At 63.1% G+C, this 25,345-nt stretch carries 19 protein-coding genes; 9 read left to right on the plus strand and 10 right to left on the minus strand.

Features of this window, described 5'->3' with window-relative positions; all coding sequences use genetic code 11:
• Nucleotides 1–54: 54 nt before the first annotated feature.
• Nucleotides 55–1,284 carry a BaiN/RdsA family NAD(P)/FAD-dependent oxidoreductase gene (locus tag R2N11_RS01200; protein ID WP_316679845.1) on the minus strand — a complete coding sequence of 410 codons (1,230 nt, stop codon included), beginning with the start codon at nucleotides 1,282–1,284 and terminating at the stop codon, nucleotides 55–57.
• An 89-nt stretch (nucleotides 1,285–1,373) separates the two neighbouring features.
• Here R2N11_RS01200 and tsaD point away from each other — a divergent pair, with 89 nt between their 5' ends.
• Nucleotides 1,374–2,426, plus strand: coding sequence for a tRNA (adenosine(37)-N6)-threonylcarbamoyltransferase complex transferase subunit TsaD (gene tsaD, locus R2N11_RS01205; RefSeq protein ID WP_199027788.1), 1,053 nt, complete (start codon nucleotides 1,374–1,376; stop codon nucleotides 2,424–2,426).
• A gap of 46 nt (nucleotides 2,427–2,472) precedes the next feature.
• On the opposite strand, the gene folE2 is transcribed toward tsaD, so the two are convergent.
• The 4 genes from folE2 to R2N11_RS01225 form a co-directional block, all read right to left on the minus strand.
• Nucleotides 2,473–3,279, minus strand: a complete 807-nt coding sequence (folE2, locus tag R2N11_RS01210) for a GTP cyclohydrolase FolE2 (protein WP_048931898.1) — start codon at nucleotides 3,277–3,279, stop codon at nucleotides 2,473–2,475.
• Between the two features lie 249 nt (nucleotides 3,280–3,528).
• Nucleotides 3,529–5,439: a 1-deoxy-D-xylulose-5-phosphate synthase gene (gene dxs, locus R2N11_RS01215; protein ID WP_316679846.1), complete on the minus strand. Its 1,911-nt coding sequence runs from the start codon at nucleotides 5,437–5,439 to the stop codon at nucleotides 3,529–3,531.
• A gap of 56 nt (nucleotides 5,440–5,495) precedes the next feature.
• Nucleotides 5,496–6,410: a polyprenyl synthetase family protein gene (locus R2N11_RS01220; protein WP_316679847.1), complete on the minus strand. Its 915-nt coding sequence runs from the start codon at nucleotides 6,408–6,410 to the stop codon at nucleotides 5,496–5,498.
• A complete protein-coding gene (locus R2N11_RS01225; protein ID WP_316679848.1) occupies nucleotides 6,407–6,694 on the minus strand; it encodes an exodeoxyribonuclease VII small subunit in 288 nt (95 codons plus the stop codon). The genes R2N11_RS01220 and R2N11_RS01225 overlap by 4 nt, the downstream gene beginning before the upstream one ends.
• A 425-nt stretch (nucleotides 6,695–7,119) precedes the next feature.
• Here R2N11_RS01225 and R2N11_RS01230 point away from each other — a divergent pair, with 425 nt between their 5' ends.
• The 3 genes from R2N11_RS01230 (at nucleotide 7,120) to R2N11_RS01240 (ending at nucleotide 10,211) form a co-directional block, all read left to right on the plus strand.
• Nucleotides 7,120–8,217 carry an aromatic ring-hydroxylating oxygenase subunit alpha gene (locus R2N11_RS01230; RefSeq protein ID WP_199032808.1) on the plus strand — a complete coding sequence of 366 codons (1,098 nt, stop codon included), beginning with the start codon at nucleotides 7,120–7,122 and terminating at the stop codon, nucleotides 8,215–8,217.
• Nucleotides 8,218–8,302: 85 nt separating this feature from the next.
• Nucleotides 8,303–9,295 carry a DMT family transporter gene (locus tag R2N11_RS01235; protein ID WP_430715402.1) on the plus strand — a complete coding sequence of 331 codons (993 nt, stop codon included), beginning with the start codon at nucleotides 8,303–8,305 and terminating at the stop codon, nucleotides 9,293–9,295.
• A 28-nt stretch (nucleotides 9,296–9,323) separates the two neighbouring features.
• Nucleotides 9,324–10,211, plus strand: a complete 888-nt coding sequence (locus R2N11_RS01240) for a sulfurtransferase (RefSeq protein WP_316679849.1) — start codon at nucleotides 9,324–9,326, stop codon at nucleotides 10,209–10,211.
• A gap of 68 nt (nucleotides 10,212–10,279) precedes the next feature.
• Here R2N11_RS01240 and R2N11_RS01245 read toward each other — a convergent pair whose 3' ends face one another.
• From R2N11_RS01245 to polA, 4 genes are all read right to left on the minus strand, one after another.
• Nucleotides 10,280–11,086: a ZIP family metal transporter gene (locus R2N11_RS01245; RefSeq protein ID WP_199032810.1), complete on the minus strand. Its 807-nt coding sequence runs from the start codon at nucleotides 11,084–11,086 to the stop codon at nucleotides 10,280–10,282.
• A gap of 162 nt (nucleotides 11,087–11,248) precedes the next feature.
• Entirely contained in the window at nucleotides 11,249–12,139 is an 891-nt protein-coding gene (locus R2N11_RS01250; RefSeq protein ID WP_199032811.1) for a dienelactone hydrolase family protein, read from the minus strand.
• Nucleotides 12,140–12,244: 105 nt separating this feature from the next.
• A complete protein-coding gene (locus R2N11_RS01255) occupies nucleotides 12,245–13,570 on the minus strand; it encodes an NAD(P)/FAD-dependent oxidoreductase (RefSeq protein WP_199032812.1) in 1,326 nt (441 codons plus the stop codon).
• 195 nt (nucleotides 13,571–13,765) lie between these two features.
• Nucleotides 13,766–16,576, minus strand: a complete 2,811-nt coding sequence (gene polA / locus R2N11_RS01260) for a DNA polymerase I (RefSeq protein WP_316679850.1) — start codon at nucleotides 16,574–16,576, stop codon at nucleotides 13,766–13,768.
• A gap of 4 nt (nucleotides 16,577–16,580) precedes the next feature.
• Here polA and R2N11_RS01265 point away from each other — a divergent pair, with 4 nt between their 5' ends.
• The 4 genes from R2N11_RS01265 to R2N11_RS01280 all read left to right on the plus strand — a co-directional run bounded on the left by R2N11_RS01265 (nucleotide 16,581) and on the right by R2N11_RS01280 (nucleotide 19,886).
• On the plus strand, nucleotides 16,581–17,492 hold the full coding sequence (locus tag R2N11_RS01265; RefSeq protein WP_199030205.1) for an LOG family protein: 912 nt from the start codon (nucleotides 16,581–16,583) through the stop codon (nucleotides 17,490–17,492).
• A 95-nt stretch (nucleotides 17,493–17,587) separates the two neighbouring features.
• Entirely contained in the window at nucleotides 17,588–18,010 is a 423-nt protein-coding gene (locus R2N11_RS01270) for a hypothetical protein (protein WP_199030204.1), read from the plus strand.
• 83 nt (nucleotides 18,011–18,093) lie between these two features.
• The gene (locus tag R2N11_RS01275; protein WP_199030203.1) at nucleotides 18,094–19,098 is read left to right on the plus strand and encodes a homoserine kinase; all 1,005 of its coding nucleotides are present in this window, start codon (nucleotides 18,094–18,096) and stop codon (nucleotides 19,096–19,098) included.
• Nucleotides 19,089–19,886: a BPSS1780 family membrane protein gene (locus tag R2N11_RS01280; RefSeq protein WP_199030202.1), complete on the plus strand. Its 798-nt coding sequence runs from the start codon at nucleotides 19,089–19,091 to the stop codon at nucleotides 19,884–19,886. The genes R2N11_RS01275 and R2N11_RS01280 overlap by 10 nt, the downstream gene beginning before the upstream one ends.
• A gap of 24 nt (nucleotides 19,887–19,910) precedes the next feature.
• On the opposite strand, the gene R2N11_RS01285 is transcribed toward R2N11_RS01280, so the two are convergent.
• Nucleotides 19,911–22,277 carry a UvrD-helicase domain-containing protein gene (locus R2N11_RS01285; protein ID WP_316679851.1) on the minus strand — a complete coding sequence of 789 codons (2,367 nt, stop codon included), beginning with the start codon at nucleotides 22,275–22,277 and terminating at the stop codon, nucleotides 19,911–19,913.
• Between the two features lie 154 nt (nucleotides 22,278–22,431).
• On the opposite strand from R2N11_RS01285, the gene R2N11_RS01290 reads away from it, so the two are divergent.
• Complete coding sequence (locus R2N11_RS01290; RefSeq protein ID WP_316679852.1) at nucleotides 22,432–25,308, plus strand: valine--tRNA ligase; 2,877 nt, start codon at nucleotides 22,432–22,434, stop codon at nucleotides 25,306–25,308.
• Nucleotides 25,309–25,345 lie beyond the last annotated feature (37 nt).

Consider the following 25,345-nt stretch of genomic DNA (forward strand, 5'->3'; position numbering starts at 1 on the left):
GATCATTGATCGTAGCACAGAACCAAAACAGTTCTAGGACCGATCGGAGGGGGATCAGCCCGCAGACGCTGCCTCACCAGCTGCCACGGCCGATGCCCATGCCCACTGGAAGTTGTAGCCGCCCAGCCACCCCGTCACGTCGACCACCTCGCCGATGAAGTACAGGCCGGGGGCAGATTGTGCCTCCATGGTGGCGGATGACAGCGCACGCGTATCGACGCCGCCGCGTGTAACTTCAGCCTTGCGGTAGCCCTCGCTGCCGGAAGGCGTCAGCTGCCAGCGGTTAAGCGCGCCGCCCAGCGTACGCAGCAGCTTGTCGGGCAAGTCGGCAATTTGCGCATGAGGATTCGCGCCATGCGTGGCGCACCATGCCTGCGCGACGCGCTCTGGCAAGCGCTGCGCCAACACCGTTCCGAGCTGCTTGCGCGAACCGGTTTTCTCCTCGCACAGCCACTGCGCGGCGTCGGTGTCCGGCAACAGGTCAATGTTCAGCGGTTGGCCGGAATTCCAGAAGCTTGAGATTTGAAGCACAGCCGGGCCAGACAAGCCGCGATGCGTGAGCAGCAAGTCTTCGCGGAACGTCGTGGCAGCGCCCTTCTTCCCCCCCTTGCCCGCGCCTGCGGGCTGCGCGACCGTCACATCCACCTCCATCGACACACCAGACAGCGCCGAAAACGGTGCCCAATGCTCGGCGTTGAACGTGAGCGGCACCAGCGCCGGGTGCGTCTCGACAATCTTCAGCCCGAACTGCCGCGCAATGCGATAGCCAAAATCTGTCGCGCCAATCTTCGGGATGGACAAGCCTCCCGTGGCGATCACCAGCTTGCCGGCGATGATCTCGCCCGCGCTGGTCGATAGACGGTAGGCATCGCCATCTTTGCTCACTTCAGCGATCGAGCAGCCGGTGCGCCAGACGACGTTGCCCTTCTCGCACTCGGCTTCGAGCATGCGGATGATGTCTTCCGCGCTGTCGTCGCAGAAAAGCTGGCCTTTGTGCTTCTCGTGGTACGGGATGCGGTAGCTGGAGACGAGGCTGATGAAATCCTGTGCCGTGTACCGCGCCAGCGCCGAGCGGCAGAAATGCGGGTTATTCGACAGGTAGTTGGCTGGCCCCGCGTTGACGTTGGTGAAGTTGCAGCGCCCGCCGCCGGAGATGCGAATCTTCTCGGCCAGCTTGGTCGCGTGGTCGATCAGCACTACGCGCGCGCCGCGCTGCCCGGCCACAGCCGCGCACATCATCCCGGCCGCGCCCGCGCCGATCACCGCTACATCGCACCGCATCATGATCGCCGCGCCGCCTTATTCTTGAGGAAACCGCGCATTTTAACTTGTGCTATCTTCAGCGGCCTTCCCATTCCTCACCCACGCCTGCCATGCTGGTCCTCGGCATCGAATCCTCCTGTGACGAAACCGGTGTCGCCCTGTACGACACGGCCGACGGCCTGCGCGCGCATGCGCTGTATTCGCAGATCGCCATGCACCGCGAATACGGCGGCGTCGTGCCTGAGCTGGCTTCGCGCGACCACATCCGTCGCGTGATTCCGCTGCTGGAAGAAGTGCTCGGCAAGGCCGGCGCCACGCGCGCAGACATCGACGCCATCGCCTATACGAAGGGCCCGGGGCTGGCCGGTGCGCTGCTGGTCGGCGCCTCGGTGGCGAATGCACTGGCGTTTGCGCTGGGCAAGCCGCTGGTGGGCGTGCATCACCTGGAGGGGCATTTGCTTTCACCGCTGCTGGAGGCGGAGCGCCCCGAATTTCCGTTCCTGGCGCTACTCGTCTCGGGTGGGCACACGCAACTGATGCGCGTCGACGCAGTCGGCCAGTACACGCTGCTGGGCGAAACGCTCGACGATGCCGCTGGTGAAGCCTTCGACAAGACCGCCAAGCTGCTCGGCCTTGGTTATCCCGGTGGTCCGGCTGTCTCTCGCCTGGCCGAGTTCGGCAACCCGGGCGTGTTCGACCTGCCCCGCCCGATGCTGCATTCAGGCAATTTCGATTTCTCGTTCGCAGGCCTGAAGACCGCTGTGCTCACGCAGGTGCGCAAGCTCAACCTGACCGACAGCGAGGCCTGCCATCAGCCGCGTGCCGACCTGGCCCGTGCGTTTGTCGACGCCATCGTCGAAGTGCTCGTCAAGAAGACACTCCGTGCCGCACGCGAGCATGGGCTCAAGCGCATCGTCGTGGCCGGTGGCGTAGGCGCCAACCGCCAGTTGCGCGAAGGCCTGAACGCCGAGGGCAAGAAGCGCGGTCTGCGCGTCTACTACCCCGACTTGCAGTTCTGCACAGACAACGGCGCGATGATCGCCTTTGCCGGCGCGATGCGGCTCCAAGCCGATCCCTCGCAAGTGCAGGACGGCTACGGCTACGGCGTCACGCCGCGCTGGGATCTGGAAGACATTCGCATCCCCCACGCATCACGCGCATGAAAAAAGCCGCTCGGTTGAGCGGCTTTTTTCGTTACTGCGCCATCAATTACTTGTCGAGACGCTTGTCGCGCTCGATCAGCGCATAGGCGCTGTGGTTGTGAATCGACTCGAAGTTCTCGGCTTCCAGCGTGTACGCGACGATGCGGTCGTCCTGGTTCAGGCGCATGGCGATGTCGCGCACCAGGTCTTCCACGAACTTCGGGTTTTCGTAAGCACGCTCGGTCACGAACTTCTCGTCCGGACGCTTGAGCAGGCCCCACAGTTCGCACGAGGCTTCTTCTTCCGCCATGCGGATCAGCGACTCAACCGGCGTATCGGCAGCCAGCTCGGCGTCGATCGTGATATGCGAGCGCTGGTTGTGCGCGCCGTACTGCGAGATCTTCTTCGAGCACGGGCACAGGCTCGTCACCGGCACCAGCGCCTTGACGCGGACCTTGGTGTGACCGTCGCGCACTTCGCCGATCATCGTCACTTCATAGTCCATCAGCGACTGCACGCCCGACACCGGGGCTGTCTTGCTGACGAAATACGGGAAATGGACTTCGATGCGGCCGGCGTCGGCTTCGAGCTTTTCCAGCATCTTTTCCAGCAGGAGCTGGAATTGGGCCAGATTCAGCGGCTCGCGCTCTTCTTCAAGCAGCGCGACGAAGCGCGACATGTGCGTGCCCTTCTGGTCGGCAGGCAGATGCACATCCAGGTTGTACGTGCCGACGGTGTTCTGCACGCCCGACGGGGTCTGCAGCGACATCGGGTAACGCACGCCACGCACGCCCACGCGTTGAATCGGGATCTGGCGGGTGTCGTGGCTGGACTGCACATCCGGCATCGCAAAAGCCGGGTTCATATCGTTCATGATCGGTTTCCTTTACGGTCGCCCGGCCATCGCAGTCGGCCGGAACGCAACGAGTGTGAAACCGCGGAATCTGGCTGACGGTGACCACTCCTCAAGTGATCTGATCAACCCATCCCGCGACTGCGCACACAATTTACAAATTGGACTGGCGGAGTGTAAGGGAAATTTCCTACCTCTGCAGTCAACTACTCAAACCCGCATGCGCTATGCGGGTGATTGAATCTGCCTATCACGCAAACGCAAGGTGACTCAGGCGACACGCGGTGCCGCTGCCCGCGGCTGCACATCAAAGCGCTCACGAATGGAAGCAAGGATGCCGTTGGCATCCAACCCGCATTGCGCCAGCAGCGCCGCGTGGTCTCCGTGGTCGACAAAGCGGTCGGGCAGGCCCAGTTGCAGCACGGGCGTTGCCACACCGGCGGCAGCCAGTGCTTCCACGCAGGCGCTGCCGGCGCCGCCCATCACGCAGCCCTCTTCCACCGTGACGATGTAATCGTGCGTGCGCGCCATTTCCAGCACGCAGGCCACGTCGAGCGGCTTGACGAAGCGCATGTTGACGATGCTCGCATCCAGACGCTCCGCTGCAGCAGAAGCCGGCGCAACCATCGAACCGAATGCCAGGATCGCGACGCGCTGCCCTGCCGGAGCCGTTGATGCGCGGCGCACCTCGGCCTTGCCCAGCGGCAGCGGTTCGAGCGTTGGCTGCACCGTGACACCCGTGCCTGCACCGCGCGGATAGCGCACCGCCGTCGGGCAGTCCTGCGCAAACGCTGTGCTCAGCAGTTGACGACATTCGTTCTCGTCCGCCGGCGTCATCACCATCATATTGGGGATGCAACGCAGGTAGGCGATGTCATAGGCACCGGCATGCGTGGCGCCATCCGCACCGACCAGGCCGGCGCGATCCAGCGCAAACACCACCGGCAGGTTCTGCAGCGCCACATCGTGGATCAACTGGTCATAGCCGCGCTGCAGGAACGTCGAATAGATGGCAACGACAGGCTTTAGGCCTTCGCACGCGAGGCCACCGGCAAACGTCACGGCGTGCTGCTCGGCAATGCCAACGTCGTAGTAACGATCCGGAAAACGCCGCTCGAACTCCACCATGCCGGAGCCCTCGCGCATGGCGGGCGTGATACCGACAAGGCGCTTGTCAGCGGCAGCCATGTCGCACAGCCAGTTGCCGAACACCTGCGTGTACGTCACCTTGGCCGGGCGCGTGGCCGGCTTGATGCCCTCTTGCGGATTGAACTTGCCCGGGCCGTGATAGAGGATCGGGTCGGCCTCGGCCAGCTTGTAGCCCTGGCCTTTCTTGGTGACCACGTGCAGGAACTGCGGCCCGCCGCCTTCCAGCGCGCGCTTGCGGATATTCTGCAGCGTCGGCACGAGTGACTCGAGATCGTGTCCGTCAATCGGGCCGATGTAGTTGAAGCCGAACTCCTCGAACATCGTGGCCGGCACAAACATGCCCTTGGTGTGTTCCTCGAAGCGCTTGGCAAATTCGAGCACCGGCGGCGCCACCGACAGCAGCTTCTCCACGCCCTTCTTGGTGGCGGCGTAGAACTGGCCGCTCATGAGACGCGCAAGGTAACGGTTGAGCGCCCCCACCGGCGGCGAGATCGACATGTCGTTGTCGTTGAGCACCACAACCAACGGCAGGTTCTTGTAGATGCCCGCATTGTTCATGGCCTCGAAGGCCATGCCGGCGGTCATGGCGCCGTCGCCAATCACGGCAATGGCGACGCGGTCTTCGCCGTTGGTCTTGGCGCCCAGGGCCATGCCCAGCGCAGCGGAGATCGACGTGGACGAGTGCGCCGTGCCGAACGTGTCGTAAGGACTCTCGCTGCGGCGCGGGAAGCCGGAAATACCATCGAGCTGACGCAACGACCCCATCTGCTCGCGGCGACCAGTCAGGATCTTGTGCGGATAGCTCTGGTGGCCAACATCCCACACGATGCGGTCTTCCGGCGTGTTGAAGACGTAGTGCAGCGCGATGGTCAGCTCGACCGTGCCCAGGTTCGACGACAAATGGCCGCCCGTCTGCGAGACGGAATCGAGCACGAAGGCTCGCAGCTCGCTGGCCAGGGGGCCGAGCTGGCGGCGGTCCAGTCGGCGCAGGTCGGCCGGATCGTCGATGGTTTTCAGAAGTTCGTACGTCATGTGGGACCGCCGCTCAGGCGTTTTGGCGTTGGGCTCTACCCCCAACGCAATGTTGTTCAGTGGCCACGCCGCACGATCAAGTCGGCCATCTCGGCCAACCGAACGGTACGTGCCTCGCCCAATTCTCGGGCGAGCTGTGTAACCGCCGCACCCGCAGCAGCGTGCAGCTCATTGGCCAGTGCCCGGGCCTTGTCCAACCCGAGGATGGACACATAGGTCGGTTTGTCGTTGGCCTCGTCCTTGCCGGCAGTCTTGCCCAGCGTCGCGGTATCGGCCGTCACGTCGAGGATATCGTCGACCACTTGGAACGCCAGGCCGACGGCACCCGCGTAAGCATCTACCTGCTCCAGCGCCGCGGCATTCGCGCCGGCACACAGCGCCCCCATGCGCAGACTGGCACGCAGCAGTGCACCGGTCTTCATGCGGTGCATTGCCTCCAGTGCTTCTTGCGACAGCGCAATGCCTACGCTCTGCAGATCGATTGCCTGACCACCCGCCATACCCAGCGAACCCGACGCACGCGCCAATTCGCCCACCAGCACCGCACGGGTCGCGGGGTTTACTGCGCCCAGCTCAGCCAGCACGATAAAGGCCTGTGTCTGCAGCGCATCCCCCACCAGCAACGCCGTCGCTTCATCATAGGCGCGATGCACGGTCGGACGGCCGCGGCGCAGGTCGTCGTCGTCCATGCAGGGCATGTCATCATGGACCAGCGAATAGGCGTGGATCATCTCCACCGCACAGCTCACGCCATCGAGTGCTTCGGGCGACGCCTCGCCCAATGCGCCGGCAGCATGCGCTAGCAGCGGGCGCACGCGCTTGCCGGCACCTAGCGTGGCGTAGCGCATGGCAGCATGCAGGCGTTGCGGCACCACGGTTTCGGCCGGCAAAGCGCGCTCCAGTGCGGTTTCCGTCCGTGCGACCACGGACGTCATCCATTGGACGAACTCGGATTGGACCTGCGCGCTCATGCACCGCCCTGTTCGTTCGTGTTGCTGTCGTCGGCCAGCGGTTTCAGGGCGTCGCCGTCGAGCACACGGACCTGCTGCTCAACGCGCTCCAGCACCTGCTGGCAATACTTGACCAGTTCGGCCCCGCGGCGATACGCCGCAAGCGAGGCCTCCAGTGGCAGTTCGCCCGATTCCATGCTGGCAACGAGGGTTTCGAGTTCGGCCATGGCTGCTTCATAGGAAGCCGGCGTGGCGGATGGGGAGGCGGACGCGTCGCTCGAAGCAACGCCTGGGGCACGGGGCATGCCAGTTGTGAATCAGAAAAGGACAATCCGCCATTTTACGGCAATTCCGCGTGCGTTCTGCGCACATTGCGCAAGGCGCCGGACAGCGGTTTGCAGCCATGCGCAGGGGAGGCACCCGGCTGACAACCCTCTGACTGACAGCCGAAAGATGTCGAAAATCAGGGACTTATCTAATCCCCTGGGGTACAATCGCCCCCTTTCCTCCAAAGGCCGGAGTGGCGCTGCGCCGTTCCGCATGGTGGTTTGGGTCTGTTGGCCCATCAAACGTATGGTCGTTGGCCCAAGCGGGGGCCGACAGCGCTCGTTTCCTATCTCAACAGACCCTGGCGACCTGCCGATGGCGTCCTTTCCCAAATCGAATTTTTCATCGAATTTTTCGATGGTTGGGTTGTTCACTACTTTCACCGTTATTGGGAGTGGGGATAATGTCCAATCTCAGCGCCGCACTGAACCTGGTGCCGTCTGAAACCCAGTTGCCCGTCTCTGCCTACTTTGACGAGGCGCTGTATCAAACTGAAATCGAACGTCTGTTCAAGCATGGCCCGGGTTATGTCGGCCATGAGTTGATGGTTCCGGAAGTCGGCGACTATCACACGCTTGCCGCCGAGGCCGAAGGCCGCGTGCTGGTGCGCAATCCGAACGGCGTCGAACTGCTCTCCAACGTGTGCCGGCATCGGCAGGCAATCATGCTCAATGGGCGCGGCAATGCCCAGAACATCGTCTGCCCGCTGCATCGCTGGACATACGATCTCCAGGGCGACCTGCTCGGCGCGCCGCACTTCGAGCGGCAACCGTGCGTGCACCTATCGCGCTCGCCGCTGCAGAACTGGAACGGCCTGCTGTTCGAGGGCAAGCGCGACGTGCGCGAAGACCTCGCTCGCCTGGGCGTGGCGCGCGACCTCGACTTCTCGGGCTACATGCTCGACCACGTCGAGGTGCACGAGTGCAACTACAACTGGAAGACCTTCATCGAGGTGTACCTCGAGGACTACCACGTCGTGCCCTTCCACCCGGGTCTCGGCCAGTTCGTCTCGTGTGACGACCTGGAATGGGAATTCGGTGAGTGGCACAGCGTGCAGACGGTCGGCCTCCACGCTGGCTTGCGCAAGCCTGGCACGCCCACGTACCAGAAGTGGCATGACGCCGTACTGCGCTTCAACAACGGCGAGATGCCCAAGTACGGCGCGGTGTGGCTGACGTACTACCCGAACGTGATGGTCGAGTGGTATCCGAACGTGCTGGTGGTCTCAACGCTGCATCCGATGGGCCCGAACAAGACGCGCAATGTGGTCGAGTTCTACTACCCGGAAGAGATCGTCCTGTTCGAGCGCGAGTTCGTCGAGGCCGAGCGTGCCGCCTATATGGAAACCTGCATCGAGGACGACGAGATCGCCGAGCGCATGGACGCCGGCCGCTTGGCACTGATGAAGCGCGGTGTAAGCGAAGTCGGCCCCTACCAGTCGCCCATGGAAGACGGCATGCAGCACTTCCACGAGTGGTATCGACGTGTCATGAATTACTGAAGGTAGGCATCTGCCGCCTTCCGCGTCACAATACGAACGGTGCGGCCCGCGTGGCCCGCACCGTTTTTTTTCGCCCTCCCTCGCCATGTCCGCCGATACCACCACCGCAGTCAACGACACGGCCGCCCAGACGGTCGACAGTTCCTCACGCCAATCGCTGTGGATGATTCTTGCGGCATTCGCTTTCTCGGCGATGGGCGTGTGCGTCAAGCTCGCCTCTGCGCACTACAGCACGGGCGAGATCGTCTTCTACCGCAGCATCATTGGCGTCTTGCTGATGGGCGCGATCCTGCAACGCTCCGGGCAAGGCATCCGCACGCCGTATTTCCTGTCGCACATCAAGCGCAGCGTGTTTGGGGTGACCTCGCTGCTGCTGTGGTTCACCTCCATCAGCCTGCTGCCGCTGGCCACCGCCATGACGCTGAATTACATGTCGCCGGTGTGGATTGCACTCATCATCGGCGCGGGCGCGGCGCTGGCCGGTAAGCCCGGCGGGGCGGACCGACGTATGGTGGTGGCCATCGTCATGTCATTCGTGGGGGTGGTCTGTCTTCTGCAACCGAGCGTGGGCGGATCGCAACTTGCGCTTGCCGGCGGCATGATCGGCCTCGTCTCAGGGGTGTTCACGGCGCTGGCGTATGTAGAGGTGCGCCAACTCGGTGACCTGGGTGAAAACGAAGCACGCATCGTGTTCTATTTTTCGTTGCTGAGCGCCATCGCCGGTGGCGTATGGATGCTCATCGACGGCGCGCAATCGCACACATGGTCTGGTGCCGGCCTGCTGCTGGCCGTAGGCCTCCTGGCCACGCTCGGACAGACGTCAATGACGCGCGCCTACAAGCGCGGCAACACACTATTGACCGCCAACCTGCAGTACACCGGCATCGTCTTTGCGAGCGGCTGGGGGATGTTGCTGTGGAACGATCACCTGAACGCGCTATCGTGGCTGGGCATGGCCCTCATCATTGGTAGCGGCATCGTCACCACCGTCATGCGCGCCCGGCAGTCGGGTGCCGAAAACCCAACCCCGCAGACAGCCGTGTCCGGACCAGAAGCTGAGATTCACCCGGAAGTTTGATTGCTAGTCGCCCCTGGAGATTGCTGATATGAGCGAACGCGCTCGCTACGCCACCCTGATGACCGCTGCGCAACTGGCCGCGCTGCAGCAAAGCGCGCCAAACACGCTAGTCATCGTCGATTGCAGCTTTGATCTCGCCAACCCGGCCGCCGGGCGCGATGCGTACCACGCCAGCCATATTCCGGGCGCGTTCTACCTGCACCTGGACAACGAACTGTCCGGCCCCAAAACCGGCACCAACGGCCGGCACCCGCTGCCCGATGCCGATGCGCTGGTTGCACGCCTGCAGGCACTGGGCGTGAACGACGACACGCAGGTTGTCGCCTATGACCGGCAGGGCGGCATGTACGCCGCGCGCCTGTGGTGGCTGCTGCGCTGGGTCGGCCACGCCGATGTGGCTGTGCTGGATGGCGGCCTGCAAGCGTGGGAAGCCGCGCACTACCCCGTCAACAAGATCGTGCCCGACGAGCCGCAGCTCAACGCCACACCCGGCAAGCTGACACGCAAGCCGTCGCTCGCGGCGTTGGTCAATGCCGACATCGTGCAGAAATACCTGGGACACACCGACAAGCCTGTCATCGATGCGCGTGCGCCGGATCGCTACCGCGGCGAGAACGAAACGCTGGACCCTGTCGGCGGCCACATCCCCGGCGCACGCAACCGTTTCTTCCGCGACAACCTGCAGGCCGACGGCACCTTCAAATCGGCCGAACAGCTGCGCGCCGACTTTGCTGCCGTGCTGGCCGGCGCCAAGCCCGCCGATACGATGCTGCAATGCGGCTCAGGCGTGACCGCCTGCCACAACGCGCTGGCCATGGAGATTGCCGGCCTGACCGGTGCCGCCCTTTACGCCGGCTCGTGGAGCGAATGGTGCAGCGATCCGGCACGCCCGGTGGCAACGGGGCCGAACCCATAGTGGGCACATCTCGCAGGTAGCAAAAAGCCCGGCATTCACCGGGCTTTTTGTTGGGCGCTAGCGATGCGTCAGTGCGCATGGCCATGCAGGCCATTGGTCAGCAGGAAAATCATCAGGACACCTGCTGCGATCAGCGCAACCTGGATCGCAGATTCCTGCTTGCGCGGCCGGCGCTTCATTTGCGGCATCAGATCACAGACAGCGATGTAGATGAAGCTGCTGGAGGCCACCACCAGCACGTACGGAATCCACGAGGTCAGGCGATCCAGCAGGTAGTAGCCGAGCACCGCCCCCACCAGCGCGCAGACGCTGCAGATCAGGTTGTAGACAAAGGCACGGGTCTTGGAGAAACCTGCGTTGAGCAGCACCATGAAGTCGCCGATCTCCTGCGGGATCTCGTGCGCTGCAATTGCGAGCGCGGTAACGATGCCGACTTTGGTGTCGGCGAGGAACGCGGCGGCAATAACGATGCCATCGGAAAAATTGTGCAGGCCATCCCCCACCAGGATCATCATGCCGCTGCGGCCAGCTTCCTGGCGATCATGTCCGTGGTGATGGCCGTGCCCATCGCCCTCGTGGTGGTGCGAGTGGCGGATTAGCGAAATTTTCTCGAGCAGGAAGAACCCCAGCAGCCCGGCCAGCAACGTGGCGAACAGTGCATGTGTGTTCGGCTCAATGCCGTTGTGTGCCTCAAAGGCCTCAGGCAACGAGTGCAACAGCGATGTCGCCAGCAGCACGCCAACGGAGAAGCTGACCATGCGATCGACCACGCGCGACAGCACGGTGAGCGACAGCACGGCAGCGCCCGCCATACTGCCAATGCCGGACAATGCGGTCGCCAGAAGAATGCCTAACAGAGTGGTATCGAGGGTCATGCCAAGGGTGACGCCGCAGATGACGCTATCAGCGCCAACAAACGCAACAGAGTTGCAAGAAGAGGCGCATTGTATGCCCCTTTGTGAACCTTTGCCAGCACAGCCAAAAAGAGAGAAGGCCCACGTGGGGCCTTTCTTGCTGGAAGGACGAAGCGCCTACTCCTACTCGACGCCGTGGTCCTTGAACCAGGCGATGCACTTCTTCCAGCCGTCTTCCGCATCGGCCTTCACATAGCTGGGCCGGTAGTCGGCATGAAATGCGTGTCCCGAATTCGGATAGACGATGATGCGCGACGCATGCGCCTTGGGGTTCTTGGATGCCTCCAACGCTGTCTTCAGGGCGTTGACGGAGTCCTGCGTAATACCCGTGTCCTTGGCACCGTACATGCCGAGTACAGGGGCCTTGAGTTCGTCCACTTTGTCGATCGGGAACACAGGTTGCAGCGGCGTCGGATTGCCCCTTGGCTGACCGTACCACACCACTGCGGCACGGATGTCGGTGCTGTGCTCGGCAAACAGCCAGGTTTGGCGCCCACCCCAGCAGAACCCGGTGATGCCAATGCGCGCCGGATCGCCGCCGTTCTGCTTGACCCACGCAACCGTTGCGTCCAGATCACCACTGACCTGCGTGTCGGGCACCTTGGAGATGATCTTCTCCTGCAGCTCGCTGATCGTCGCAATCGACTGCGGATCGCCCTGCCGTACGAACAGTTCGGGGGCGATGGCCAGATAGCCGAGCTTGGCGAAACGCCGGCAGATGTCAGCGATGTACTCATGCACGCCAAAGATCTCGCTGACGACGATCACCACCGGCAGCTTGGTCTTGCCCTCGGGTTGGGCACTAGGTTGGGCACGATACGCTGGCATCTTGAAATCGCCGACGGGCACAGTCACCTCGCCCGCCGTCAGACCGTTGAAGTCCGTCTTGATGGCCTGCGCCGACACGGGCAGCACCGCTGCGGCAAACGCCGAACCCAGCGCTGTCTTCATGAAGCCGCGGCGGTCAAAGTTGCGGCCCGGCACCAGACTTTCCACTTCTGCATCCAGCTGCATCGCACTCTCCTAGCGCCCGAAGGCGGTGACGGTGAACGAAGCGGCTAGTCTACCGAAGCAAACCCATCGGTGCCGAGTAACGTGCTGTGTCGTGCAGCGCGGTGTTCAGTGCAGCTTGACACGCGGATTGGTCTTGCTGCGCAGCCAGTGCGTGACAGTGTCGAGCGCCATGCGCACCCAGCCGTGCAGCGCCAGCACGTGCATGCGATACAGCGACGTGTACATCAGCCGCGCCATCAGGCCTTCGATGAACATTGAGCCCCCGATCAGCCCACCCATCAGGCTGCCGACCGCGCTGAAGTGCCCGAGCGACACCAGCGAGCCCAGGTCCTTGAATGCGAACGGCCCGACCGGCTTGCCTTCCAGACGGCTGCGCAGCGCGTTATACAGATACGTTGCCTGCTGGTGCGCCGCCTGTGCACGCGGGGGCACGCTGGTCGACGCCTCGGGCCACGGGCAGCTCGCGCAATCGCCGAAGGCGTAGATCGAATCATCGCCCTCCACCTGCAGCGTGCGCGACACGACCACCTGCCCCAACTTGTTGACCGGCAGTCCCAACTCGCCCAGCACCGAAGGCGCGCGGATGCCCGCCGCCCACACGGTCAGGTCGGCCGGGATGGACTTGCCGCTGGCAGTATTGACCGCATTGGCCGTCACCTCGGTCACGCGTTCGCTGGTGATGACATCCACATCGAGCTTATGCAGCAGATCGGTAGTCGCAGCGGAAATGCGCTCCTTGAGCACCGGCAGAATGCGCGGCCCGCCCTCAATCAGGTGGATGCGGATGTCGTGGCGCGGGTCCATCTTGTGCAAGCCATAGGCGGCCAACACGTGCGCCGTGTTGCGCAGCTCGGCCGACAGCTCAACGCCCGTGGCACCCGCACCGACGATGGCGATGTCCACCTGCGGGCGGGCATCGCCCACGCCATTCTGCGCGCGCATGCACGCGGAAATGAGCTTGCGGCGGAAACGCTCGGCCTGCCATGCGGTATCCAGTGCGATGGCGTGCTCGGCAGTGCCCGGCACACCAAAGAAATGCGTCACGCTGCCGATGGACAGCACGAGCACGTCGTAAGCGAGGGCGCGCTCGGGCAGCACCTCGGTGCCGTCGGCGTCCAGACTACCGGAAACGGTGATGGTCTTGGCGGCCCGGTCGAGCCCTTTCAGCTCACCCTGCTGGAACTCGAAGCCGTGCCAGCGCGCCTGCGCGGCGTATTCGAGCTGGTGGGTGTTCGGGTCCATGCTACCGGCGGCGACTTCGTGCAGCAGCGGCTTCCAGATATGGGTCGGGTTACGGTCAACCAGCACGACTCGCGCGCCACCGCGCTTGCCAAGCTTGTCGCCCAGGCGCGTTGCCAGCTCCAATCCGCCAGCGCCGCCGCCAACCACTACGATGCGCGGTCCGCCCGCGCCATCTGTCTGCCCTGCCATATCGTTCTCCTGAAGCCTTTGAATCTTTGCGATCACACCATCGTTCAGATGCAGTCTGCTGCATTGCAAAACTCGCCGCAACCCCAGGCAGTCAGATATGACAGATCATCGAATGCGCATGCCACGGGCTTCCGCAGCCTGCCTTGGCAAGAAAAGCCGCGCCACGCCTAATGGCGCGGCTAGGCAGTCAAGGCATCAATGCGCCTCTTCCCAGTTGGCCCCCACCCCCACTTCGGCCACCAGCGGCACGCGCAGCGTCGCAACGCCGCACATCAGTTCAGGCAGGCGCTCGCGCACCACGGCCAGTTCGGCTTGCGGCACCTCGAGCACCAGTTCATCGTGCACCTGCATGACCAGTCGCGAGCGCATCGCCTCGGCTTCCAGCCAGCCCTGCACGGCTAGCATCGACAGCTTGATGAGGTCAGCCGCCGTGCCCTGCATGGGCGCGTTGATGGCCGCACGCTCGGCGGCCTGGCGGCGCGGGCCGTTGCCTCCGTTGATATCGGGCAGCCACAGGCGGCGACCGAAGACGGTTTCCACGTAGCCGCGCTCGCGGGCAGTCTGGCGCGTCTCGTCCATGTAGCGCGCCGCGCCGGGGTAGCGGGCGAAGTAGCGGTCAATATAGAGCTTGGCGGCATCGCGGCCGATGCCCAGGTTGCTGGCCAGCCCGAACGCGCTCATACCGTAGATCAAGCCAAAGTTGATGACCTTGGCCACGCGGCGCTGGTCGGCAGTCACTTCCAGCGGCGTCACGTTGAACACCTCGGCAGCCGTGGCGCGGTGCACGTCTTGGCCTTCCTGGAACGCACGCAGCAGGCCTTCATCCTGCGACAGATGGGCCATGATGCGCAGCTCGATCTGGGAATAGTCGGCCGAGACGATCACGCTGCCTTCCGGCGCAATAAACGCCTCACGGATACGTCGCCCTTCTTCCGTGCGCACCGGAATGTTCTGCAGGTTCGGATCGGTTGAAGCCAGGCGCCCGGTAACCGCCGTGGCCTGGCCGTAAGTCGTGTGAACCCGACCGGTGTTCGGGTTCACCATCTTCGGCAGCTTGTCTGTGTAGGTGGACTTGAGCTTGGCCAGGCCCCGGTAGTCGAGCAGCAGCTTCGGCAGCGGGTAATCCTCCGCCAGCTTCTGCAGTACCTCTTCGTCGGTCGATGGCGCGCCGCTGGCGGTCTTCTTGATGACCGGCAACTTCATCTGGTTGAAGAAGATCTCGCCAATCTGCTTGGGGGAGCTCAGGTTGAACGGTTGGCCGGCCAGCGCGTGCGCCTCCGTCTCAAGCTCCAGCAAGCGCTGGCCGATTTCGGTGCTCTGCTTGGCAAGGCGCTCACCGTCGATCAGCACGCCGTTGCGCTCCATCTTCTGCAGCACGATGGAGGTCGGCATTTCGATCTGCTCGTAGACGTAGTCCAGCTTGTCGTCAGCCTCCACCTTCGGGAACAACGCGCGGTGCAAACGCAGCGTGATATCAGCGTCTTCAGCAGCGTATTCAGTGGCACGATCGAGCGGCACTTCGTCAAAGCCAATCTGCGAGGCGCCCTTGCCACACACTTCCTCGTAGGTGATGGTCTTCAGCTGCAGTACGCGTTCGGCCAGCGCGTCCATGCCATGATTGCGGTGGGATTCGAGCACGTACGACTGCAACATCGTGTCGTGCTGGATACCGCGCAACGCGATGCCGTGGTTGGCAAACACATGCGCGTCGTACTTCAGATGCTGACCAACCTTTTTTGAGGCGTCGTCTTCCAGCCAGGTTTTCATGCGCGCAAGCACGGCATCGCGTGAGAGCTGCGCTGCTGCATCCAGCCCCGCCACATCCGGCCCGCGATGCGCAACCGGGATGTAGCACGCCTGCCCTGGTGTGACCGATAGCGAAATGCCAACCAGTTGCGCCAGCATCGGATCAATCGAGGTCGTCTCGGTATCGATACAGACGAGGTCTGCTTCATCCAGCCTCTGCATCCAGGATTCAAGCTGCGCTTCGGTGGTCACCGTCTCGTACTTCACCTCCTGGGGCGCCGCTTCAACGTCAAACAGGCTGGCCTGCTGTTGTGCGGCAGCATTGTCTGCATAGTTCTTGACGGGCGTTGCGGCTTTACGTGCGCTGCCTACGCTGCGCGTATCGGGCAGCGCCTCACCAGACGCCTCGCGCAGCCAGGTCTTGAAGCCGTAGCGCGAGAAGAAATCGACCAGCTCGCTCTTGTCTTCACCGCCGTCAATCAGCGCATCGAACGTCGGCACTTCCTTGGACAGATCGCAATCGAGCTTTACCGTCAGCAGCTCTCGGCCCTTGGGCAGCCACTCCAGCGTGTTGCGCAGGTTCTCGCCCACCACGCCTTTGATCTCAGCCGCGCGAGCCATGACGTTGTCGAGCGTGCCGAATTCGGTCAGCCACTTCACCGCCGTTTTCGGGCCCACCTTGGGCACGCCGGGCACGTTATCGACCGTGTCGCCAATCAGAGAGAGATAGTCGACGATGCGCTCGGGTGGCACGCCAAACTTGGTTTGCACACCGGCCGGGTCAAGCGTCTCGTTGGTCATCGTGTTGACCAGCGTGACGTGGTCACTCACCAGTTGCGCAAGGTCCTTGTCGCCGGTGGAGACGATGGTTCTTACGCCTTCCCGTGTCGCCCGTTCAGCCAGGGTGCCGATCACATCATCGGCCTCCACGCCCTCAACCACCAGGATGGGCCAGCCCAGCGCGCGCACGGCTTCGTGAATGGGTTCGATCTGCGCGCGCAGATCATCCGGCATGGGCGCGCGATGCTCTTTATAGGCGGGATACAGATCGTCGCGGAACGTCTTGCCTTTGGCGTCGAAAACGCAAGCGCTATACTTGGCCGGGTAGTCGCTGCGCAATTTGCGCAGCATATTCACGATGCCGTAGATGGCCCCCGTAGGAAACCCTTCTCCGTTACGCAAGTCGGGCAGTGCGTGATAAGCACGGTACAGATAACTCGAGCCATCGACGAGCAACAGCGTTTCTTGACTTTCCGACATTCCCATGGACTCTAAAGTGAATGGAACGCCCGAGAGCGTTTCCAACAATGGCGCTTCCGCTGAAGGCGGCGTGGCGAAGCAGGCTGCTGGTGCATCCACGGCTGACATGGACGTCAACGTGACGGTGGGTGCGGACCGTACTGTGGAGATTGCCTCCACCAAATCCGACGCTGCACAAGGCCGCACCGACCGCAAGATGATCCCCAGCCTGCGGGCACTTGCCGATGAAGAACGCGCTACCGCAAAGAAAGCGCGCGCCTCCTGGCAGATGTTCACGATTATGGCAGAGTTCATCGAGGCGACCGAGTACCTCTCGGAGATCCGTCCGGCCGTCTCGATCTACGGCAGCGCGCGCCTGCGCGAGGATTCGCCGTATTACGAACGCACGATCGAAATCGCCCGGCTGTTCTCGGATGCGGGCTTCGCAGTCATCTCCGGCGGCGGCCCCGGCATCATGGAAGCAGCCAACAAGGGCGCGCACGCCGGCAAGTCGGCCAGCGTCGGCTTGAACATCGAATTGCCGCATGAACAGCAAGGCAATCCGTATCAGGACATTTCGATGCGGTTCCGCCATTTCTTCACACGCAAGGTCACCTTCGTGAAGAACTCCGACGCGTTCATCGTCATGCCGGGCGGTTTCGGTACGCTCGATGAACTGGCAGAAGTGCTCACGCTCGTGCAGACCGGTAAATCGCGCAGCGTGCCGGTGGTCATGTTCGGCAGCCACTTCTGGAAGGGACTGCTGGACTGGTTCCGCTTCACGCTGCTGCCCATGGGCCTGATTGCCGAACACGACCTCGACATCATGCGCATCGTCGACGAACCGAAAGATGCGCTCGACGCCGTCTACGAGTTCTACGAAAAGCGCGAAGGCACCTCGCCGATTCCGCCCAAGGAAGAGATGTTCTATCTGTGACCTTGGGTGTGACATTCAGCGCCATCCAGATGGACGATGGTGGGATGGCCGGACTGCTAGAATGTAGGGTCCCGGATCACTCGCTGGAGTCCATCATGGATTCGCCGCTTCACCCGCCTGCCGCCCGTCGTTTTTCTGCCTCCGCACGCCTGATGCGCCACGCGGGGCTGGCCGCGGGTGCCGCCCTCTGCCTAGCCCTGCCTGTGCACGCTGAAGTGACGCAGGACAGCGCCGGCCTGGACTTGCCTGACGTCAAGGCCATCAACAACCAGCCGCTGTCCAAGCCGACCAAAGGTGCGATCCACAACGAAGCCGCCAAGCCGAGCTTCGAGTACCGCGACAACGACGGTACGCAGGTCGAGGAATACCGTTTCCAGAAAGGCCAAGCGCCGGACATCCATGTCAAATCCGGCATGGGCACGTCCTACAACCTGAGCAAGCCTGAAGACAGCTCGCCGCGCATTCGCGAGCGCGGCGATATTGACCGCGTGCCCTCGGTCAACGTCCTGAAGTTCTGAATTCCTGCGCCCACGAGGCGCACCGGCGCGGCGATATCCGTTCACCGCGCCGCCTCCTTTCACCCGTTTCCCATTTCTGAAGCATGGCTGTTTTCACCCCGGTCTCCGACGCCGAGATCGCTCTCTGGCTGGATCAATACGATGTGGGCGCCGTGCGCGCATTTCGCGGCATCCCCTCCGGGATCGAAAACTCCAACTTCTTTCTGACCACGGAGAAAGACGGGCAAACGCACGAATTCGTGGTGACGCTGTTCGAGCGCCTGACGTTTGAGCAACTGCCGTTCTACCTGTATCTGATGCAGCATCTGGCGCAGCACGACATCAGCGTGCCGGCGCCGATTCCGGGGCGCGACGGCGAGATCCTGCGTATGCTCAACGGCAAACCGGCCACCATCGTGACGCGCCTGGCGGGCCGCTCCAACCTGGCGCCGACGGTGTCCGAGTGCGCCATCGTGGGCGACATGCTCGCGCGCATGCACCTGGCCGGGCGCGACTACACCCGGCATCAGCCCAATCTGCGCAGTCTGCCGTGGTGGAATGAAGTGGTGCCTGATGTCGTGCCGTTCGTGCACGGCGATACGCGCGCACTGCTGGAGAGCGAACTCACTCACCAGCAACACTTCTTCGCCAGTGCCGATTACGCCGCGCTGCCCGAAGGTCCGTGCCATTGCGACCTGTTCCGCGACAACGTGCTGTTCGAGCCTGCGACTGATGGGCAGCCGGAGCGCCTCGGCGGCTTCTTCGATTTCTATTTCGCCGGCGTCGACAAGTGGCTGTTCGACGTGGCGGTGACCGTCAACGACTGGTGCATCGATCTCGCCACCGGTGTGCTGGATACCGAGCGCGCGCGTGCCATGCTGCATGCCTATCACGCAGTGCGCCCTTTCACCGATGCTGAAACGCGGCACTGGCAAGACATGCTGCGCGCCGCCGCCTATCGTTTCTGGGTATCACGCCTGTGGGATTTCTACCTGCCACGTGATGCCGAACTGCTCAAGCCGCATGACCCGACCCACTTCGAGCGCGTGCTGCGCGAGCGAGTGCATGCGGCTGGGCTGACTCTGGACATTCCCGAACAATGCAACTGATCGAAGTCTCCGGCAAGCAAGGCTACGTCTGGCTGCGCCAGGGTGCGTGGCTGTTCCGCAAGAACCCGATCGGGTTTTTGCTGCTGCTGTTCATCTATCTGTTTGCCGTCAACCTGTTGATGCTGGTGGCGGCACCCATTGGCGTGTTCGCCATCCTGCTGGTCAATCCGGCCATCTTCGTGGGCTTCATGTCGGCCTGCCGCGATACGGTGGCGGGCAAGCGCGTTGGGCCAGCATCGCTCATTGCGGGCTTCCGGGCATATGGCAAGGATGCGATGCGCGGTCTGCTGAAGCTCGGCGGCATCTACGGTGTGCTGGTGCTGGTGGTCAGCGGCATCCTGATGACGATGGTGGATACCGACACGCTCATGGCGGTATTCAGCGACAAACCGCCCACCACCGAAGCCATCCGCGAGCTCTACCTGACGATGGTGATGGGCGCGGTGCTGTATATCCCGGTGGCGGTACTGTTCTGGTTTGCACCGCTGCTGGTGGCCTGGCACGGCATTCCGGTCGGCAAGGCGCTGTTCTTCAGTTGGATGGCCGTGTGGCGCAATCGCGCGGCATTCATCCTGTACGGCGCACTGGTTGGAATCCTGCTGATTGCGATTCCGCTGTTCATCGATGCGGCGTTTGCCTCAAGCGGCGCCAACAACATCGCCCCGATCATCGCTACGCCGTACCGGATTCTGGTGATGGCCGTGCTGTACTGTTCCTTCTACGCCACCTACCGCGGCTGCTTCAACGTGACGCAAGCTGCGGGTCAGACCACCGACACGACGGCCTGACCTTCACGCCTACCCGATCGACGCTCAGTTGATCGGGTCCAGCTTGGCAATGCCCAGGGCCAGGATCTTCACCCCGTGACGGTTGAATTTGATGTGGGCGCGCGCCTCGGCGCCCTCACCTTCCAGCGTCGTGATAACGCCTTCCCCGAACTTGTTGTGGAATACCGATTGGCCAACGCGAAAGCCCGTGGCCTCCGCACGCTTGGCATCGGCGTAGTTCTTGCCGGTGTCCATGCCGCCGGTCGGGCGCGTACCAGTGTAGGCGTCTTCGTCACCGCGCTCGGGGCGCTTAAACCAATCTTTGCCCCAGGCACCGCTTTCGCCTTGCGCGCGGCGCGTCGATTGATACCCCGAGTGCTGTGGCGTCAGCCACTTCAGCGTGTCTTCCGGCAGCTCGTCAAAGAACCTTGAGCGGATGTGGTAGCGGATCTGGCCATGCAGCACGCGGCTTTGCGCAAATGAGAGATACAGCCGCTCGCGCGCCCGCGTGATCGCCACGTACATCAGACGGCGCTCCTCTTCGAGGCCGTCTTTCTCCATCTGGCTGTTCTCATGTGGGAACAAACCCTCTTCCAGCCCGGTGATGAAGACCACGTGGAACTCCAGCCCCTTGGCTGCGTGCACGGTCATCATCTGCACGGCATCCTGGCCGGCCTGGGCCTGGTTGTCCCCCGCCTCTAGCGAGGCATGCGTGAGGAAGGCGACCAGCGGGGTCATTTCCGCCGGCGTTTCGTCGGTGACAAGTTCGGAAACAGTATCGGTCTCGCCGCCTTCAATGCGGATCAGCGCGTCATGGCGCACCGGCAATGCGGTGGCGATGGCATCCACGCCGTAGCCCTCTTCGGCCACGAACGCCTGCGCGGCGGTCACCAATTCCTGCAAGTTCTCGATACGGTCCTGGCCTTCCTTCTCGCCTTGGTAGTGCGTGATCAGGCCGCTGGCATGAATGACGTGCTGAACGATCTCCGGCAGCGTCATCTGGCGCGTGTCGGCACGCATCTGCTCAATCAGACGCACAAAGGCGGACAGCTTGGTCCCTGCGGCACCCGTCAGATAGGGCACCGAGGCCGCCAGCGAAATGCCATACAGCTTGGCTGCATCCTGCAGCAACTCCAGGGAGCGCGCCCCCACGCCGCGCGCCGGGAAATTCACCACGCGGCCAAACGCGGCATCGTTATCCGAGTTCTCCAGCAGTTGGATGTACGCCAGCGCGTGCTTGATTTCCGCACGCTCGAAGAAGCGCAGGCCGCCGTACACCTTGTAGGCGATGCCCGCCGAAAACAGCGCGTGCTCAATCACCCGCGACTGCGCGTTGCTGCGATAGAGGATGGCAATTTCCGAACGCGACATGCCGCTGGCGATGCGGTCACGGATCTCATCGACGATCCAGCCCGCTTCCTGACCATCCGTGGCGGCCTGGTACACGCGCACGGGCTCACCGTGGCCGGCGTCGGTACGCAGGTTCTTGCCCAGGCGACGCGAGTTGTGCGCGATCAGGTGGTTGGCCGTGTCGAGGATGTTGCCGTGCGAGCGGTAGTTCTGCTCCAGCTTGATACGGTGCTCGACACGGAATTCACGTTCGAAGTCGACCATATTGCCGACGTTCGCACCACGAAACGCGTAGATGCTCTGGTCATCGTCACCCACGGCAAAGATGGCATTGGGCGTGACACCCGGCTCGCCCAAGCCGGCCAGGATCTTCAGCCAGGCGTATTGCAGCTTGTTCGTATCCTGGAATTCGTCGACGAGGATGTGCTTGAAGCGCCGCTGATAGTGCGCGCGGATGGCATCGTTGTAGCGCAGCAGTTCGTAGCAGCGCAGCAGTAGCTCAGCAAAGTCGACCACGCCTTCGCGCTGGCATTGCGCGTCGTAGGCGGCATAGAGGTCGGCCATGCGGCGATCGTACTCGTTGGCAATTTCCAGATCACCTGCGCGCTGGCCCTGCTCCTTGGCCCCGTTGATGAAGTACTGGACGTTCTTGGGCGGAAACTTCTCGTCGTCGATGTTGAGCGACTTGAGCAGGCGCTTGACGGCAGAGAGTTGGTCCTGCGTATCCAGAATCTGGAACGTCTGCGGCAGGCCGGCATCGCGGTAGTGCGCACGCAGCAGGCGGTTACACAGGCCGTGGAAGGTGCCGATCCACATGGCGCGCGTGTTGATCGGCAACATGGCCTGCAGGCGCGCCGTCATCTCCTTGGCCGCCTTGTTTGTAAACGTGACGGCCAGCACACCCACCGGCGACACCCGCGCACTCTGGATCAGCCAGGCGATGCGGGTGGTCAGCACGCGCGTCTTGCCGCTGCCCGCCCCTGCCAGGATCAGCGCTGATTCATCGGGAAGCGTGATGGCAGCGCGTTGTTCGGGGTTCAGATTGGCGAGCAGGTCGGACATGCGGGAGGAGCCTCGGCAGAATCCGCAAATTATACCGGCCCGCTTTGCCGCCTCGTCCGTAGCTGACACGCACAAGTCGTATAATTCCAAGCTTTCGCCCAGCATTTTTCCCGGGCCAATCGTCTTTTTGCGCGGATTTGCGCCCCCTGTCAGCATGACCGATCAAAACCAGTCCCTCGCCAAGAGTTTCGAACCCGCCACCATCGAGCAGAAATGGAGCGCAGCGTGGGAAGCAATGGGCGTATCCCGTGCGACGCTTGAAGCCGGCAAGCCGGACTTCTGTATCCAGCTCCCGCCGCCGAACGTGACGGGCACGCTGCACATGGGCCATGCGTTCAACCAGACCATCATGGACGGTCTGACGCGCCATGCGCGCATGATGGGCGCCAACACGCTGTGGGTGCCGGGCACGGATCACGCCGGTATCGCCACGCAGATCGTCGTCGAGCGTCAACTGGATGCGCAGGGCGTCTCCCGCCACGATCTCGGCCGCGAGAAGTTCACCGAGAAAGTCTGGGAATGGAAGGAGCAATCGGGCTCGACCATCACGCGCCAGGTGCGCCGCATGGGCGCCTCGATCGACTGGGAACGTGAATACTTCACGATGGACCCGAAGATGTCGCGTGCTGTGAGCGACGTATTCGTGCGCCTGTATGAGCAGGGCCTGATCTACCGCGGCAAGCGCCTGGTCAACTGGGACCCGGTGCTCGGCACCGCCGTGTCCGACCTGGAAGTGGTGAGCGAAGAGGAAGAAGGCTCGCTGTGGCACATCCGCTATCCGCTGGCTGAACCGGACGCCGTGCGCGGCCTGACTCATCTGACCGTCGCTACGACGCGCCCGGAGACGATGCTCGGCGACACCGCCGTGATGGTGCACCCCGAAGATGAGCGTTACGCCCACCTGATCGGCAAGTTCGTTCACCTGCCGCTGACCGATCGCCAGATCCCGGTGATTGCCGACGAGTACGTCGACCGCGAATTCGGTACCGGCGTGGTCAAGGTGACCCCGGGCCACGATTTCAACGACTACGCGGTGGGCCAGCGCCACAAGCTGCCGCAGTTGTCGATCCTGACGCTCGACGCGAAGATCGTCGCCGATGCCCCGGCCGCCTATGCAGGCATGGATCGCTTCGACGCACGCAAGAAGATGGTCGCGGACCTCGAAGCGCAGGGCCTGCTGGCCGAGGTAAAGAAGCACACGCTGATGGTGCCGCGTGGTGACCGCACCGGCGTCGTGATCGAGCCGATGCTGACCGACCAGTGGTTCGTTGCCATGAGCAAGCCGGCACCGGAAGGCACGCGCTTCCCAGGCCGCTCCATCGCCGAAGTGGCGCTGGACGCCGTGCAGAGCGGCAAGATCAAGCTGGTGCCCGAGCAGTGGGTCAACACGTACAACCAGTGGCTGAACAACATCCAGGACTGGTGCATCTCGCGCCAACTGTGGTGGGGCCACCAGATTCCGGCGTGGTATGACGAAGCCGGCAACGTCTACGTGGGCCGCACCGAAGAGGAAGCCAAAGCGCAAGCTGCCGCCAAGGGTTATACCGGCGCGCTCACGCGTGACGACGACGTGCTCGACACGTGGTTCTCGTCGGCGCTGGTGCCGTTCTCTTCGCTGGGCTGGCCGGCCGACACGCCGGAGCTGAAGCACTTCCTGCCCTCCACCGTGCTGGTGACGGGCTACGACATCATCTTCTTCTGGGTGGCGCGCATGGTCATGATGACCCTGCACTTCACCGGCGAGGTGCCCTTCCACACCGTCTACGTGCACGGCCTGGTGCGCGATTCGGAAGGCAAGAAGATGAGCAAGTCCGAAGGCAACACGCTCGACCCGGTGGACCTGATCGACGGCATTGCGCTGGAGCCGCTGCTGGCCAAGCGCACCACTGGCCTGCGCCGCCCGAAGGACGCACCGAAGGTGGAGAACCGCACGCGCAAGGAATTCCCCGAAGGCATTCCGGCTTTTGGTGCTGACGCGCTGCGTTTTACGTTCGCGTCGCTCGCCACACTGGGCCGCAGCATCAACTTCGACTCCAGCCGCTGCGAGGGCTACCGCAACTTCTGCAACAAGCTCTGGAACGCCACGCGCTTCGTGCTGATGAACACCGAAGGCCAGGACTGCGGCATGCAGGAATGCGTTGGTGATTGCGGCCCCGAAGGCTACTTGCATTTCTCGCAGGCCGACCGCTGGATCGTCTCGCTCTTGCAGCGCATGGAAACCGAAGTGGAGAAAGGCTTTGCCGACTACCGCTTCGACAACATCGCCAGCGCCATCTACAAGTTCGTCTGGGACGAGTACTGCGACTGGTACCTCGAACTCGCCAAGGTGCAGATCCAGACCGGCACGCCGGCCCAGCAGCGCGCCACGCGCCGCACACTGCTGCGCGTGCTGGAAACCGTGCTGCGCCTGGCCCACCCGATCATCCCGTTCATTACCGAAGAACTCTGGCAGAAGGTTGCCCCGATGGCCGGCCGCGCCAAGGGCGACGGCACTGAGAGCCTCGCGCTGCAGGCATACCCGCGCGCTGCACTCACCAAGATCGACGAGCAGGCCGAGCAATGGGTGCAGCAACTGAAGGCCCTGGTGGATGCGTGCCGCAACCTGCGTGGCGAGATGAACCTATCCCCGGCGCAGCGCGTGCCGCTGTTTGCCAACGGTGAGGCCGAATTCCTGCAAACCGCCGCTCCGTATGTGCAAGCGCTGGGCAAGCTGTCAGAAGTGAAGGTCTACACGGATGCCGCCGCCATGGAGCAGGACGGAGCCGGCGCCCCGGTTGCGATCGTCGGCGAGAACAAGCTGCTGCTGAAGGTCGAGATTGACGTGGCTGCCGAGCAGGCACGCCTGGGCAAGGAAGTCGACCGTCTGCGCGGCGAAATCGCCAAGGCTGAAGGCAAGCTCGGCAACGAATCCTTCGTTGCCCGCGCGCCGGCTGCCGTGGTGGAACAAGAACAGAAGCGCCTGGCGGATTTCAAGGCCACGCTCGCCAAGCTGGAAGCCCAGATCGCCCGCCTGCCAGTGCAGACCGCCTGAGCGCACCAGCAAACCCATATCGATACGAAGGAAACCA

The organism is Ralstonia flaminis (assembly GCF_958415495.1).
Classification (GTDB): domain Bacteria; phylum Pseudomonadota; class Gammaproteobacteria; order Burkholderiales; family Burkholderiaceae; genus Ralstonia; species Ralstonia flaminis.